Source organism: Alicyclobacillus sp. SO9, from assembly GCF_016406125.1.
GTDB lineage: Bacteria > Bacillota > Bacilli > Alicyclobacillales > Alicyclobacillaceae > SO9.
Window position 1 is genome coordinate 1,284,160 of record NZ_CP066339.1, and the last position, 16,186, is coordinate 1,300,345.

At 50.8% G+C, this 16,186-nt stretch carries 10 protein-coding genes and 1 other RNA gene; all 11 read left to right on the forward strand.

Annotated elements, in window-relative coordinates; translation table 11 throughout:
- The first annotated feature begins 291 nt into the window (after positions 1 to 291).
- Positions 292 to 1,629, forward strand: coding sequence for an RNA polymerase factor sigma-54 (rpoN, locus tag GI364_RS05700; protein ID WP_198852719.1), 1,338 nt, complete (start codon positions 292 to 294; stop codon positions 1,627 to 1,629).
- A 998-nt stretch (positions 1,630 to 2,627) separates the two neighbouring features.
- Positions 2,628 to 3,665 carry a sugar-binding transcriptional regulator gene (locus GI364_RS05705; RefSeq protein WP_198852720.1) on the forward strand — a complete coding sequence of 346 codons (1,038 nt, stop codon included), beginning with the start codon at positions 2,628 to 2,630 and terminating at the stop codon, positions 3,663 to 3,665.
- A complete protein-coding gene (gene gap, locus GI364_RS05710; RefSeq protein ID WP_198852721.1) occupies positions 3,662 to 4,678 on the forward strand; it encodes a type I glyceraldehyde-3-phosphate dehydrogenase in 1,017 nt (338 codons plus the stop codon). The genes GI364_RS05705 and gap overlap by 4 nt, the downstream gene beginning before the upstream one ends.
- A 241-nt stretch (positions 4,679 to 4,919) precedes the next feature.
- Positions 4,920 to 6,104, forward strand: coding sequence for a phosphoglycerate kinase (gene pgk / locus GI364_RS05715; protein WP_198853868.1), 1,185 nt, complete (start codon positions 4,920 to 4,922; stop codon positions 6,102 to 6,104).
- A 73-nt stretch (positions 6,105 to 6,177) separates the two neighbouring features.
- Positions 6,178 to 6,942 (forward strand): triose-phosphate isomerase, encoded by a 765-nt coding sequence (tpiA, locus tag GI364_RS05720; RefSeq protein ID WP_233096026.1) that lies wholly within the window; start codon positions 6,178 to 6,180, stop codon positions 6,940 to 6,942.
- A gap of 3 nt (positions 6,943 to 6,945) precedes the next feature.
- Positions 6,946 to 8,502 carry a 2,3-bisphosphoglycerate-independent phosphoglycerate mutase gene (gpmI, locus tag GI364_RS05725; protein ID WP_198852722.1) on the forward strand — a complete coding sequence of 519 codons (1,557 nt, stop codon included), beginning with the start codon at positions 6,946 to 6,948 and terminating at the stop codon, positions 8,500 to 8,502.
- Positions 8,503 to 8,647: 145 nt separating this feature from the next.
- Positions 8,648 to 9,937, forward strand: coding sequence for a phosphopyruvate hydratase (gene eno, locus GI364_RS05730; protein WP_198852723.1), 1,290 nt, complete (start codon positions 8,648 to 8,650; stop codon positions 9,935 to 9,937).
- 45 nt (positions 9,938 to 9,982) lie between these two features.
- On the forward strand, positions 9,983 to 10,222 hold the full coding sequence (gene secG / locus GI364_RS05735) for a preprotein translocase subunit SecG (RefSeq protein ID WP_198852724.1): 240 nt from the start codon (positions 9,983 to 9,985) through the stop codon (positions 10,220 to 10,222).
- A gap of 201 nt (positions 10,223 to 10,423) precedes the next feature.
- Entirely contained in the window at positions 10,424 to 11,146 is a 723-nt protein-coding gene (locus tag GI364_RS05740) for an alpha/beta hydrolase (RefSeq protein ID WP_198852725.1), read from the forward strand.
- A 1,353-nt stretch (positions 11,147 to 12,499) separates the two neighbouring features.
- Positions 12,500 to 15,169 carry a ribonuclease R gene (rnr, locus tag GI364_RS05745; protein WP_233096027.1) on the forward strand — a complete coding sequence of 890 codons (2,670 nt, stop codon included), beginning with the start codon at positions 12,500 to 12,502 and terminating at the stop codon, positions 15,167 to 15,169.
- Between the two features lie 409 nt (positions 15,170 to 15,578).
- Positions 15,579 to 15,953, forward strand: a transfer-messenger RNA (tmRNA) gene (ssrA, locus tag GI364_RS05750).
- Positions 15,954 to 16,186 lie beyond the last annotated feature (233 nt).

The following is a 16,186-nucleotide window of genomic DNA, read 5'->3' on the forward strand; positions in this document are numbered from 1 at the left end:
CTCCTCGCCCATTTTCAACGATTACTGTATATCTATTCGAGCAGCGCCCATTTGCTCACCATAAATTTTTTTGCATCTAAACTACGGTTACAGCATACATTGGTAAGAGCTTCTAGCAGGAATCGTGCCAATACATATTGAATATAACACAACGAACGATTATGACTATCGGAATTTATGAGAAATGTGCTATACAGCAGGGCATTATTAGTTATAATGAAACTGTCTATATGCATTATTTTATGGTAAAAAGAAGGCTCTATAGAGTGTGTCTGGAGAGGGGGGCTCATTATGAATATGGAGCTTGGGTTGTACCAGGAACAAACACAAAGACTGGTCATGACCATGCAGATGAAACAGGCCATCCAAATGCTTCAGTTTACAATGGAGGAATTGGACACGTATTTGCAGCAACAGTTTAACGAGAATCCCTTGCTGCAGTACCGTCCAGCGTCTGTACTTCAGGAAACATCCTACCCCGGCAGCGGATACAAGGTTCGCCAAAATCATAGTGGAAATTCAGGGACTCTGTCTTTTGAGCAATATGCACGCTCCCAAGAAACAATGCAGACCTATTTGTCTAACCAGGTCTCGATTCAGGATAAGCCGAGGCATATTTTGAGGGCTGCCCAGACTCTCGTTGGGTGCTTGGATGAAAGCGGTTACTTGCGGGGCAGCGATGAGGAACTGCAGTCGTTGTGCAAGTGTGACAAGGAGACACTGGAGGGTGCTATTGGGGTGCTCCAGCAATGTGATCCCGTTGGCATAGGTACCCGCAGCCTAACACAGTGCCTGCTGCTCCAAGCCGAACGTTTGCCGAATCCACTTCAATACCATGCGACTCTCGTTATCTCACATTACCTCTCGGATGTCGCCACCAGCAGACTTCATCATATTGGCAAGGAGCTTAACCTAACCCTGACTGAGGTTCAAGAAGCCGTTGACGCTATCCGGATTATGAATCCAAGACCAGGTATGAGTCTTGGCGACAATAATGCACAATATATCGTGCCCGAGGTTTTTGTTCGCAAGGAAGGGGACTTTTTCCGGGTCTTTACCAATGCGGATGCAGAGCCTGAGGTTCACATCGACAAAACCTACCAGGCCCTCTTGGCGCAGCAGTCTGACCCTGCAGCAAAACGCTTTCTGCAGCAAAAATTACAAGGTGTATATTGGCTGCGCAAAGCGCTTGTGCAGCGCCAAATCACATTGGCTCGCGTTGCGACAGCCATTGTCGATGTTCAGCAGCGCTTTTTTACCCAAGGCCCGTCGGGACTTCAGCCTTTGACACTAAAACAGGTGGCAGACACCGTTGATCTGCATGAGTCCACAGTCAGTCGAACCGTGCGAGGGAAGTATATGGAAACGCCTGTCGGCGTGTTTGAGTTAAAGTACTTTTTTACCTCCGAGTTACAAACCAGTTCCGGGAATCACAGTGTTTCCGCTCATTCTGTCAAACACCTGATTCGGACCCTGGTAGGCAGGGAAGACGCCCTCCATCCACTGTCGGACGAAGCCCTGTCAAAACAACTGCTTGAGCACGGCATCCGGGTCTCTCGTCGTACCGTAGCCAAATACCGTGACGAGATGCGGATTCCCGCATCGTCAAAACGCCGGCGGTTTGCATAGGTCTCATGGTGTCGGTCATAGGAGGAAGATAGGGGGAGATAGGGAGGGAGGCAGCAGGAGAGGTAGCAGGAGAGGTAGCAGGAGAGGTAGCAGGAGAGGTAGCAGGAGAGGTAGCAGGAGAGGTAGCAGGAGAGGTAGCAGGAGAGGTAGCAGGAGAGGTAGCAGGAGAGGTAGCAGGAGAGGTAGCAGGAGAGGTAGCAGGAGAGGTAGCAGGAGAGGTAGCAGGAGAGGTAGCAGGAGAGGTAGGTCCACGTTCACACATTGGACACAAATGCGGCTCCCTTCAGCTGGAAATGTGACGAGAGTGTGTCAGACGGGCGCCCGGGCCGGTCGTGCGGGAAAATAGCGATCCCACAAGTGCTTATATGGGATATGCCTCTTATCAGCTACAAAATAAGCTTGTCAGAAGTGCTTAAGTCCCCAAAATCACAAGAAACTCGGGCTTTGATCACCAATAAGCTCTTCTGAAGAGTCTATTTGTGTCACGGGTTACCGATGGTGGCGAATAAGCGCGTCTGGGATCTCTATTTTGTACTCGGGCACTCGGGCACTCGGGCACTCGGGCACTCGGGCACTCGGGCACTCGGGCACTCGGGCACTCGGGCACTCGGGCACTCGGGCACTCGGGCACTCGGGCACCCCGATTCCGATTCCGATTCCGATTCTGATTCTGATTCTGATTCTGATCCCGTTTACCTCAGTATTTGTAACACATGTTACAAATACTGGATGAGTTCTCGCCAGATTTTTAGTTGCGAAGCAAATCTAGGAGAGGTAAAATAACCCTAGCAGCGGTCACTTTTGCTATCAGTGGGACTAATTTTGTACCACCGGGACTACGAGAGTCCCTCGCCAGGCACCTCGCCGCGCACGCGCATGATACCTGCACGGCATCTGGATGATACTTGCATGGTATCTGCAGCAGATATGCAGCGACGGTGCCGGATATTTGGTTCCACACTGTGATGTGATTAGGACGTCGTGCAAGGAGGTTCGTCGTGAAGCCAGTGGATTTAGGCGCAATTCGGCGCGTTGTTCCAGAACTGATTGAAGATTTGCAGGCACGTGTACGCATCTTGCAGCGCGTGAAACTGCTGCAGCCTATCGGACGCAGAGGCTTGGCCGTCCAGATGGGTTTGACGGAAAGAGTGCTGAGGTCTGAAGTAGACGTACTGCGCCAGCAGGGACTGCTGGAATTTGCATCTGCAGGCATGTCTGTTTCGGATGAAGGCGAGAGACTTCTGGAACAATTAGATATAGCACTTGCTTCTCTTGATGGCCGAGATGCATTGTCAGGGGCATTATCGCGAATTTTAGAGATACCGCATGTGGTTGTGGTGCCAGGAGACAGCGACGAAGAGAACTGGGTAAAACAGACACTGGGTTATCAAGCTTCGCAGGAACTGGCTGCACGGTTGTCCAGGACAGATGTTTTAGCTGTGACAGGCGGAACCACAATGGCGGCTACAGCAAAGATGATGCCGCAACACGAATTTCCTTCTGTCAAGGTTGTTCCGGCAAGAGGGGGATTAGGCGAAAATGTGTCGCTGCAGTCCAACACAATTGCGTCGGAATTGGCAAAACAGCTCGGTGGGACTTCCATCATGCTGCATGTTCCTGATCAGCTGAGTCAAGACACATTTCACAGACTTGTCCAGGAACCGCATATTCAACAGCGATTGAGTGAAGTTAGGGACGCCACCTTTGTTCTCCACGGAATTGGTGACGCCATGAAAATGGCAAAACGTCGTCAGATGGACGACTCCGAAGTAGAAGTCCTAAATACTTCCGGAGCCGTGGCAGAGGCGTTTGGTTACTATTTTAACGCTTATGGCGAGACCGTTTACTCCATGACGACTGTCGGACTCCGGTTGGCTGATATCAATCACATTCGGGTCATAATGGCAGTCGCCGGCGGTCACAGCAAAGCGCGCGCAATGGCGGCAGCGGCAAAAGCTTATCGGATTGACGTGCTTGTCACCGATGAGGGAGCTGCCAAACAAATCATTCAGCACTATGGAGGCGATGAGCAATGACATTGAAAGTTGGAATTAACGGATTTGGACGCATTGGACGCAACGTGTTTCGCGCTGCTATGAATCGTGAGGATATGGAGATTGTTGCCGTCAACGACTTGACGGATGCAGAGACGCTGGCAATGCTGCTGGAATATGACTCTGTGCACGGCAGGCTTCAAGCTGATGTCCGGGCTGTAGAGGGAGCCATCATGGTGGATGGGAAGAAGGTTCAGGTTTTGGCTGAACGCGATCCCGGAAATCTTCCTTGGGGTAAACTCGGTGTCGATCTCGTTATCGAATCCACCGGCCGCTTCACTAAGAAGGAGCAGGCAGAAGCACATATTACCAAAGGCGGTGCCAAGAAGGTTGTCATCTCTGCACCTGCCAAAGGCGAAGATATTACCATTGTCATGGGTGTCAACGAGGATAAGTATGATCCTGCCAACCACCACGTGGTTTCCAACGCCTCCTGTACGACCAACTGCTTAGCGCCAGTAGCGAAAGTGCTGGATGAGGAGTTTAAAGTTGTCAAAGGCTTGATGACAACAGTTCATTCCTATACAAATGACCAGCAAATTCTTGACTTGCCCCACAAGGATATGAGGCGTGCTCGTGCCGCAGGACTCTCCATCATTCCAACGACGACCGGCGCAGCAAAGGCAGTCTCCTTGGTTCTGCCGCAATTAAACGGTAAATTGAACGGTATGGCTATGCGTGTACCGACACCAAACGTATCCATTGTTGACTTGACAGTGGAAGTCGAAAAGGATGCTACTGTCGAGAGTGTTAACGAGGCATTGAAAAAGGCAACGGAGGGAAGCTTGAAAGGCATCATGGGGTATTCCACCGAGCCTCTGGTTTCAAAGGATTACAACGGAGATCCTCGCTCTTCCATCGTAGATTCACTATCCACCATGGTGATGGACAACATGGTGAAAGTCTTGTCCTGGTATGACAACGAGTGGGGTTACTCAAACCGTGTTGTTGATTTGGCTGCATACATCGGAAGCAAAATGCCTGTCAACGTGTAATGTACATCCAACTCTGCAACTTTTGAGTCTGCAGAGGGTCTGATACAATAGAAGCCAATGGGGAGGATCCGCGTGTTCTCCCCATTTTACTGGGGAAAACACGTGATCTGCTGGTGTGACATTGATGTTGTTAAGGCATGAATGAAGTGCATGCACCCATGAACATGAACGCCGCCGTAAGGAACCACGAAAGACCGGAGAACGAAGCTCGTACGAGCCAAGGAGGCTTCTTTCCATGAACATGAACAAGAAAACGATTCGCGACGTGGACTGGCAAGGTAAGAGAGCGCTGGTACGCGTGGACTTTAACGTGCCGATGAACGGAGATACGATTACCGACGACACGCGGATTCGCGCCGCCCTTCCTACAATCCGTTATTTGATTGAAGAGGGTGCGAAAGTCATTTTAATGAGCCACTTGGGACGTCCAAAAGGAGAGCGGATGCCTGAGTACTCGCTGCAACCGGTAGCGTTGCATTTGATGGAGCTTTTGAAGGAAGCTAACGTCAAGTATGTGCGTGATTGTGTCGGCGACGATGCGGAGTCCGCGGCAGCAGCCATGGAAAACGGGGACGTACTGTTGCTGGAAAACCTCCGTTACCATAAAGAAGAAACTAAGAATGATGAGAGCTTTGCGAAGCAGTTGGCTGGTCTTGGCGATGTGTATGTCAACGATGCCTTTGGCACAGCCCATCGGGCTCATGCATCGACAGCTGGTGTTGCAGCGTACTTGCCAGCAGTCGCAGGTTTTTTGATGGAGAAGGAAATTGCGGTTATGGGGGAAGCGTTGGCTAATCCTGATCGTCCCTTTGCAGCCGTTATTGGCGGTGCCAAAGTATCTGACAAAATTGGAGTCATTGAAAACCTGTTGGACAAGGTCAACCAAATTTTGATTGGCGGCGGAATGGCCAATACGTTTTTGAAGGCTCAAGGTAAACAGCTTGCCCAATCGCTAGTTGAAGAAGATGCGCTCACTACAGCTTCTACATTACTCAAAGCGGCTGAAGCCAAAGGATGTGAGTTTTTACTTCCCACCGATTTGGTCGTGGCAGAGAGTTTCGACAAGAACGCTGCATACGAAACCTATGCCGTCGATGCTATGCCTGAACAGGGGATGGCTCTCGATATTGGACCGGAAACTGCCAAGCGCTACCAGTCCGTCATCGAAGCGGCGAAGACGGTCGTCTGGAACGGCCCCATGGGCGTCTTTGAAATGCCTTCATTTGCAGTGGGTACCAAAGCGATTGCAGAGGCTATGGCAAAAGTCGACGGGACTACGATTGTAGGCGGCGGAGACTCCGTGGCTGCAGTTGAAGAAATGGGCCTGGGGAACAAAATGTCCCATGTTTCAACAGGCGGCGGCGCTTCCTTGGAATTTCTTGAAGGCAAAGATTTGCCAGGCGTAGAAGCTCTTACAGACAGGTAATTGGTTCGGTTTTAGCTTGCATCCTGGTTTAGCACCAAAGACTCACAGGAAAAATTCAAAGGAGGACTGCTGCGTGGCGAGAAAACCTTTGTTAATGGGGAATTGGAAGATGAATAAAACCGTTGCAGAGGCTCGTGAGTTTGCCGAGCAACTTGGACAACAGTCGCAAAGCCTGTGCAACGATGCGGACTATGCTGTCTGCGCCCCTTTCACAAGCTTACATATTCTTCGTGTGATGCTGCCGGCCAATGTGAAACTGGGGGCACAGAACGTACACTTTGAAGAACACGGTGCATATACCGGCGAAATTTCCGCGTCTATGTTGAAAGAGTTTGAGACAGTCTATGTGTTGGCAGGTCACTCAGAACGCAGACAACTCTTTGGAGAGACCGACGAAATCATCGCCAAGAAAGTAAAGGCCATACTCAGTCAGCAAATGACGCCCGTGCTTTGCGTCGGTGAAGTGCTCGACCAACGAGATGCGGGGAAGACTTTGGATGTAGTTCGGAATCAGTTGAACAAGGGACTGGCCGAACTAACCGAAGCAGAAATAGGCCGCTGCGTCGTGGCTTACGAGCCAGTTTGGGCAATCGGCACAGGCCGTACCGCCACGTCCGAGCAAGCTGAAGAAGTCATAGCGGAGTTGCGCGCCGCTCTCCGTCAAAAAGTCGGTGCTACAGCAGACGACATTCGCATTCTTTATGGCGGCAGTGTCAAACCCGCCAATGTAGCTGAACTGTGCTCACAGCCGAATATTGACGGTGGACTTGTCGGTGGAGCCAGCCTGCAGGCGGATTCTTTTGCGCAAATGGCGGCTGAAATTTGTAAGGGGGTGTAACCCATGGACAACGCAGACTTTACACGTCAGAAGGCGCCTGGGACGAGCCCGGTTGCGCTTATCATCCTAGACGGCTTTGGCATGCGTGATACGGTCGTCGGAAACGCAGTCGCTCAAGCTAACAAGCCAGTTTTTGATGGTATCTGGAAGGAGTATCCGCACAATTATCTACGTGCCAGTGAGTTAGCTGTGGGATTGCCTGAAGGACAGTTCGGAAACTCGGAAGTCGGACACTCAAATATCGGGGCAGGCCGCATTTTATATCAGGACTTGACCCGTCTGAACGAAGATGTGAAGACAGGTGGATTTTACGAGAATCCAGTTTTGAAGCAAGCCGTCAACCACGCGTCGGAGCATAACAGCAGTCTTCATCTCTTGGGTCTTGCGTCTAACGGCGGCGTGCACAGTCATATCCGGCACTTGTACGCATTGCTAAAACTTGCAAAGAATAGCGGACTGAAGAAGGTCTATGTGCACGTTGTGACAGACGGCCGCGATGTATCTCCCACATCTGGAATCGACTTTGTACGCAATTTACAGCAACAGATGGATGAAATTGGTGTGGGTCAGATTGCGTCTATTGTGGGCCGGTATTATGCAATGGACAGGGATAATCGCTGGGAGCGCACCGAACTGGCATACAGAGCCATGGTTTACGGCGATGGCAAGAAAATGACAGACGCGGTTCAGGGCGTTCAAGAAAGCTATGATGCGCATGTGACAGACGAATTTATTAAGCCCATTGTCATGACAGATGAGAACGGCAATCCGGTGGGTCAAATCAAGAGTGACGACGCCGTCATTATGTTCAACTTCCGTCCTGACAGAGCAATTCAGATTTCTCGAGCTTTCACCAACGAAGACTTTCGCGAATTTGACAGAGGAGCGGATTCCCCTCATGTCTACTATGTTTGTATGACAAAGTTCAGTGAGTCCGTCAATGCAGACGTCGCCTACAAGCCCGTCAGTCTGGACAATACTATGGGAGAGGTCCTGGCTCAAAATGGACTAACCCAACTGCGGGTCGCAGAAACTGAAAAGTACCCTCATGTCACATTCTTTTTCTCGGGTGGACGGGAAGCAGAATTTCCTGGGGAAGAACGCGTTTTAATTCCTTCGCCCAAGGTCGCAACCTATGACCTGCAGCCTGAAATGAGCGCTTACAAAGTGGCGGATGCCGCAGCCAAGCGAATCAAATCAGGGGATATTGACGTAATGATTCTCAACTTCGCCAACCCGGATATGGTTGGACATACGGGTAGTCTGGAAGCTGCCATTAAAGCTGTAGAAGCGGTGGATACATGCCTTGGAACAGTCCTGGAGGCCATCGAAGAGCAGGGTGGGGTCGCCTTAGTTACGGCCGATCACGGTAATGCCGACATCATGATTGACGACAAGGGTGATGTCTGCACAACACATACCCTCAGTCTCGTACCGCTGGTGGTGACGAAGCGCGGTGTCACTGTGCAAGAAGGCATACTGGCAGACCTGGCTCCCACAATGCTGAAGCTCTTGGGAGTAGCACAGCCTGAAGAAATGACGGGCAAACCGCTGATTTAAGTAATAGCGCTGATTTAAGTAATGGCGAGGTAAGACCGGTATGGTGCAGATTCCGCCTCCGTGCCATAATAAGGGGCGGTACATAACCGGATAGTTGAGAAGGATGCAAAGGTCTTAAAAAATACACTGCGAAGGAGAATGCCTGATGTCCGAGATTTTTGATATTCATGCAAGAGAAGTCCTTGATTCTCGTGGAAATCCTACTGTAGAAGTTGAAGTTGAACTAGACAGCGGTGCTGTAGGACGTGCAATTGTGCCGTCTGGTGCATCTACGGGTGCCCATGAGGCTGTCGAGCTGCGAGATGGAGACAAGAATAGGTTCAATGGCAAAGGTGTGAAAAAGGCAGTTGCCAACGTGAACGAAATTATCACACCGGAGTTGGTGGGTGAAGAATCTACTGAACAAGTAGACATCGATGAAGCACTGATTGCTCTTGACGGAACCGACAACAAAGGAAAACTGGGTGCCAATGCGATTTTGGGTGTCTCCATGGCTGTTGCAAGGGCTAGCGCCGCAGAACTGGGATTGCCTTTGTATCGCTATCTTGGCGGGACGTACAGTAAGGTACTGCCTACACCCATGATGAACATTCTGAACGGCGGCAAGCACGCAGATAATACTGTGGATATCCAGGAATTTATGATTGTCCCCCATGGCGCAGAAAGCTTCCGTGAAGCACTGCGGATGGGCGCAGAAGTGTACCATAGTCTGAAGAAGGTTTTGAGTGCAAAGGGCCTCGAAACCACCGTTGGCGACGAAGGCGGATTTGCTCCGAATCTGAAAACCAATGAAGAAGCGATTGTGGCAATTGTGGATGCCATTGAGAAAGCGGGCTATAAGCCAGGAGAGCACGTCTCCATTGCTCTGGATGTAGCGTCTACGGAACTTTATGAAGACGGCAAGTACAACTTCAAGGGTGAGGGTGTCGTAAGAACAGCAGATGAGCTCATTAGCTACTACGAGTCCCTCGTGTCCCGTTATCCCATTGTCTCTTTGGAAGACGGTTTGGCCGAAGATGACTGGGACGGTTGGCAAAAACTCACCACGGCTCTTGGCAGTAAGGTTCAGCTCGTTGGCGACGATTTGTTTGTGACCAATACTAAACGATTAAGACAAGGCATAGAGTCTAAAGTAGGCAACTCCATTCTCATTAAGGTAAATCAGATTGGAACCTTGACAGAGACATTTGCGTGTGTTGATATGGCAACCAGGGCAGGTTACAGCTCAGTGATTTCGCACCGATCAGGTGAGACCGAAGACACCACAATTTCGGACATTTCTGTCGCACTGAATACCGGTCAAATCAAAACCGGTGCTCCAACCAGAACAGACCGAGTTGCGAAATACAATCAACTGCTTCGTATTGAGGAGATGCTTGGTGCCAGTGCCACTTATGCAGGTCTATCCACATTTGTCCGCTCGGCCAATTCGTGATAGACTTAATCTCACGTATGCGGGGACGAGTGGAGGTGACACGGGATGTTAACGGCTGCCAAGATTGTCTTGGTCATCCTATGTGTCTTGTTGATAACAGTGATTTTGTTCCAATCTGGACGAAGTGCAGGACTGTCCGGAGTCATCACAGGAGGTGCAGACCAGTCCGTAAATAGGAAGTCGAGAGGACTGGATTCCTTCCTTGCCAAAGTCACTGTGGTCATTGCAGTTCTGTTTTTTGCAACGACACTTTTTATTGCTTATATGTTTACGCACACACTCTAAGAGAAAGGCGTCGTCCTCGCAGGTCGGCGCCTTTCCTGCGGCTATTGTGGACAAGGCGAATGGCAGGTACATATGACGGTACATGCAATTTCTATTTGAACTGCAGGATTTGGAAATTGACGAGGATGGACGCCGGGAAGTACACTCGCAGAGTCTCGAGATTTCTTGTGTTCACAGGAACAACCGTGGGAGGAACGTAGCATGGGCAAAGACGCGTGTATCCTTGTGCACGGATTTACAGGGAGCCCAGAGGAATTAGAACCCTTAGCCAGTGTGTTGGAGAAATCCGGATACCAGGTTCTGTTGCCAGTTCTCGCAGGGCACTGCGGAACCAAGGAAGACCTGAAGAAAGCCACGGCTGTCGGATGGATACGGGGTGTAGAAGAAACCCTGAAGGAAGCTATGCACCAGTACGAAAAAGTACATTTAATCGGATTTTCTGCAGGTGCTATGGTCTGCGCAGTTTTAGCCGCAAAATACCCCGTTGAATCGGTCACCATGTTGGCTCCAGCAGTGTACTACCTTGGCTCAAAGCAAACGTTTCGAGAAATGGCCAACCTGATTAAGGCAACATGGAACTCCAATGGCTTCTCTCGTGATGACCTCAAAACGCGGATGGATAAAATGTCTCAGGTTCCTCTTAAGAGTGTTCAGCAGATGCGGCGCCTAGTCACCAGAGGAAAGGCAGCTCTTCCTGATATATCGCAGCCAGTGTGCATTATACAGGGCCGCCAGGACGAAATTGTAGAACCAAGAGGTGCTGAATACGCCCACGCGACCGTCTCTTCATTTATTAAAGAGATTCACTATTTAGAAAATTCCGGTCATATGCTTTGTCTCGAAGGAGACCGAAACAAGGTGCAACAGTACGTATTAGACTTCCTTGACAGTCTGCAAGTGGAGCAACAGCGGAATTCGTCTTAAGTTGACGTTGATGTTGTTAAGGTTGTCAGGACCGGATGGGTGCGGGCGTTAAGGTGAGGCAGTTGGAGTTAATACGGTTAGAGTTGGTGCGGTGAGTCAGGGAGGGTGCGGTTCAGGTGGGGCTGTTAGAGTTGGTACGGGGTGAGTTGGTGAGGGCGGTTTAGTGCCTGAAAAGATCCCTATTCACCGTAACGGCTGTGGGATTGTGATCCCAATGATCTCTAATGCCACCTTGCCGAAGAGATTAGTGTCATAAATGGACACTAATCTCGGCAGCGTCAAAAGGGTGCGGGGGTGTTAAGGAGCAAAGGGATCCCTATTTTGGAGGACCTGTTGGTGATAGTGATCGAAACCATCACTATTGTCTGGGAGGTATCAAAATAGGGAGCGAAACGATCACTAAGCCACAATCTTCCTCATATCTTCCTCATATCTTCCTTATATCTTCCTCATATCATTCCTCGAATCGAAGCAGTTTTCAATTTTCCACCAATCTCTAGTTGGAAGTTGCGTTCCTTTTTACCACATTAGCTTTTCGTCGATGTCATCAGAGACCGCGCACCGGCTCTGCTGTGCATCGAACTGGATGTAACAGTATTCAAAGTTAATAAATTCCTCTATTCTGCTCATGTCTTGTTCAAACCCGTTAAATCCTGTCGATCCCGCTGCCGTGGCAGGCTGGCAGGACTGGCGTGCGGCAGTTAGTGATCGCCGTAGTCCTTAATGGTGCTGGCCCAATGGGATTGGGATCTCAATGATCCTTAATGCTCCGTGCCCGGGAACGTTATTGTCATAAATGCTCCCTAATGTGGGAGACGGCAGAAAGGAGGGTAGGTAATAGGGAGCAACGGGATCACTATTCAAGACGGTCCGCTTGCAATAGTGATCGAATGGATCACTATTCTTTGGCGCGCTTAGTGATAGGGAGCAAAAGGATCCCTATCACTAAGCGCACTGGACAGGAGAACTGAGCCCGGACGAAGAACCTTAGAGCGACGCTCAGCTGCGTTCAGCACCATCTTCCTCCACTCCATTTCCGAAAGTGTATTTGTCCATGGCCAAACCCGCTCTTTGCTTTTTTGACATTATGGTATAAAGTGGACGCTTAGAGTATTGTCAAGCTGTGCCTGGAAACAATGATAGTAAGACAGCGCTGAAGACAGCAGTTGCTTGCTGCGCGAGTAATTGTAGACCCTTGTTGTAGAAGTAAGTCCAGTTGCTTACTGGGAAAGTAAATCCAGGTGATCTACTGGAGAAGCGACGGCGGCTGCTTTACTGGAGAAGTACAGCAATGACGGTGACGTCAAAGTACAGGGCTAGTTCAGGCCAGCGTGAAAGCGGGAGTTGAGTGTATTGTTTGACCGTGAAACGGTTTTGGAATTTATGAGGCACGATGTGTACAGGCCTCTTACCGTGCAAGAACTGACAGAGGAATTTCAAGTGGAAGCGGCAGATGACTTCAAGGAGTTTGTACGGCTTTTGAATGAAATGGAGGATAACGGAGACGTTGTCCGGACCCGAACCAATCGCTACGGTGTGCCGGAGCGGATGAACCTTGTGGTGGGCAAGTTGCAGTTGAAAGCACGGGGGTTTGGGTTTCTGTCACCGGATCAATCCGATGAAGAAGACGTCTACGTCGCTGCCACCGATTTAAACGGGGCCATGAGCGGTGACCGAGTGATGGTGCGCATCGAAAAGCGGGCCTCAGGGAATCTGCGCGAGGGCCAGGTGATTCGGATATTGGAGCGGGCTCAACAGCGAGTCGTCGGTGTTTTTACCCGCCATCGGAACCACGCCTTTATTGCACCCATGGACAGGCGGTTCCCTCAAGATATTTTCATTGACAAGGACGACATGGCAGATGCCCATGACGGCTATGTTGTCGTTGTTGAAATTACGTCGTTTCCGACCGTAACCAGGGGGCCGGCAGGCAGGGTTGTAGAGGTTCTGGGTCATCCGGATGCACCAGGCATCGACATTTTAGCTGTGGTTCGCAAGTACGGTCTGGAGGAAACCTTCCCTGAAGACGTTCTGACCGCTGCTGAGGAAATTCCCTTGGAGTTGTCCGAGAAGGATTACGAAGGCCGCAGAGATTTGCGGGATGAGACTATTGTCACCATCGACGGCGAAGATGCCAAAGACTTGGATGATGCCGTTCACGTGCGGCTTCTGGAAAACGGAAATTATTTGCTTGGTGTCAGCATCGCGGACGTCGGCTATTACGTGAAGGAGAACGGTGTGCTCGACAGGGAGGCTTTGAGCCGTGGTACCAGTGTCTACCTGGTCGATCGCGTTATTCCCATGCTCCCCCAACGCCTCTCCAACAACATCTGCTCTCTGAATCCTCACATTGACAGGTTGACCATGACCTGTGAGATGGAGTGGACACCTGATGCTGAGTTGGTGCGGCACGACATTTACCCAAGTGTCATCCGGACAACGGAGCGTATGACCTATACCAATGTCAAGAAGATTCTCGCCGATCACGATGAAGCCGCTCGCCAAAGGTACCGCCCGCTGATTCCAATGTTTGAGCATATGGAAAAGTTGGCGTTGGTCTTGCGGGGTCGGCGGATGAAACGCGGCGCAGTCGACTTTGACTTTGACGAAATCAAGGTTGCCGTTGACAACCTCGGGCGTCCTATCGATATTGCTCCGCGCCAGCGATCGATTGCCGAACGCATCATTGAAGAGTTCATGCTCGCTGCCAACGAAACCGTTGCAGAGCACTTCCACTGGCTCAATGTACCATTTTTGTACCGTGTTCACGAAGAACCGGATGTCAGTAAGATGTCCGAGTTCAACGAGTTCATCCATAACTTCGGTTATCACGTAAAGGGCGTCGGGAACGTTGTGCATCCCCGTGCACTGCAGGAAGTCTTGGATAAAGTGCGGGGCAAACGCGAGGAGCGGGTGATTTCAACCTTAATGCTGCGATCGATGCGGCAAGCTCGCTATGCACCTGACTGTACAGGCCACTTTGGTCTTGCTGCTGACTACTATACCCACTTTACGTCACCCATTCGTCGTTATCCGGATCTTATGATTCACCGGATTATGCGTGAGATTCTCACGAAGGGCAAACTGTCCGAACAGCGGGAAGAGCAATTGCATGAAAAGGTTGACTACGCAGCCCTTCGTTCCAGTGACAGGGAGAGGAATGCGCAGGATGCTGAGCGCGAATGTGATCAACTCAAAATGGTCGAATACATGCAGCAGCACCTCGGTGAAGAATTCGATGGTCTCATCAGCGGTGTGACTCAGTTCGGTTTATTCATCCAGTTGAAGAACGGTGTGGAAGGCCTGATTCACATCAGTTACTTGACCGATGATTATTATGTTTTAAACGACAGGCAGATGGCTCTGGTGGGTGAGCGAAACCGACGTGTTTTCCGCCTCGGCGATCCCGTTCGCGTCAAAGTTGCCGCCGCCAACAAGGAAGCCCTCACCATCGACTTTGAGATGATGGAGCATTACAGAGAAGGTACAATGGTCTTTGCATCAGGGCAGGCCGTCGTCGAATACGACGAAGACTTGGGTCCCGAAGACAGAGAGCGCCGCGTTGCAGAGCGCGAATACCTCTCGCGGCCCCAGCGTCCCGGCAGAGGCGGCCGAGGACGCGACAGGTCTGCACGAGGTAGAGACGACCGAGACAGGAACGACAGCAGAGGCGGTCGGAGTCGAAGCCAAGGAAAACGGAACGGACCCGGAACCCGCAAGGGCTCAGCAACCCGGAGAGCAGGCGGGTTTGGTGCCGGGGATGACAGCCGCACAGGCAGCAGCCAGAGCAGCAGTAAAGGCAGTAGCAAGGGCCGAAAAGGAAAGTATACCAAGACCAGGTATGGAAAAGGCAAGGGCAAAGGTAGAAGTAAAGGTGCCGTAGAGACTTTGGACCATGACGTTGATGGTGCAGTGCCCGGGACTTCAGAAATTGAGAGTAAAGCCAAGTCCAGCCAAAAGAACGGAAAAAAAGGCAAGAAGAAGCGTAAAAAGAGCAAGAGCAAGGCAGCCAAGTCAGAGTGAGCTCGTAAAAGCTTGTAAAGGCTTGTAAAGGCTTGTAAAGGCCGAAGTCACCTCAAGTTGCATGGTCGGGAACCAGGTTGACGCTTTTGACCATTCCGCGGTATAATTGCAACCCGCCCCGAAGGCCATGACTGACTGCGTCGGTCATGTCGCCTGATGACAGGGCGGAAAAAGCAGGAAACGACGGAACGAATTTAGACTGTCGTAAAGTCGCCGCATGATGTAGAATAGAAGTGTAGCCAAGCGCAGTAAGTACTGTGTGCTACGCGTACTTCGTGCAAGGCAACAAACAGGCATTACAGGAATTACAAGCACTACGGTGTTTAACCAGTTACCACTTGTGCTCGAGCTGTACAGCTATGCTGGTGTTATGCAGTTGTGTTGTGCAGTGACGTCGAGCCTCATACATGGGGGCGTTTTGGATTCGACGGGGATTGTTTGAGCATGAATGGCGGGTCGTGGGGCTGCGAGGCCACGTAAAAAACGCAGACCTAAATGTAACTGGCAAAGCAAAAAGCTTTACCTCAAACAGCAATTTAGCCCTAGCTGCTTAATTGTAGTTAGGCCATCACATTGAGTGTCGCCCGTGCACACGCTGTGATGCCAACCTAGCGGGATAGCTGACGGTAGATGTTCGCGGACCGCCAGCGAAAAATCGCGAACTTACTCATGGCGGAGCGTGTGCGTCCGCGTCGTCTGAGGACATCTAGTAGGCGTACTACACCCGTAGAAGTTCATGTGGCGAGGTCTTCGGACGCGGGTTCGATTCCCGTCGCCTCCACCACACGAAAGCACCCGAAAGGGTGCTTTTTTCGTGTGGTGGAAGGGATGAGGCAGAAAGGCCGCCACGGGTTCAGTCCCGCGCGGACGAGCGGTCTGTGCGAGGAGCACGGCATCTGTTTCAGTCCGCTAAGGTTTGCATCGTGGAGTTGGCGTCCGCAGGCAAAAATTAATGGAGAAACGGATATTCCCGTCGCCTTCACCAAGGACGTGCCAGTGCATTCATAACTCCACCGC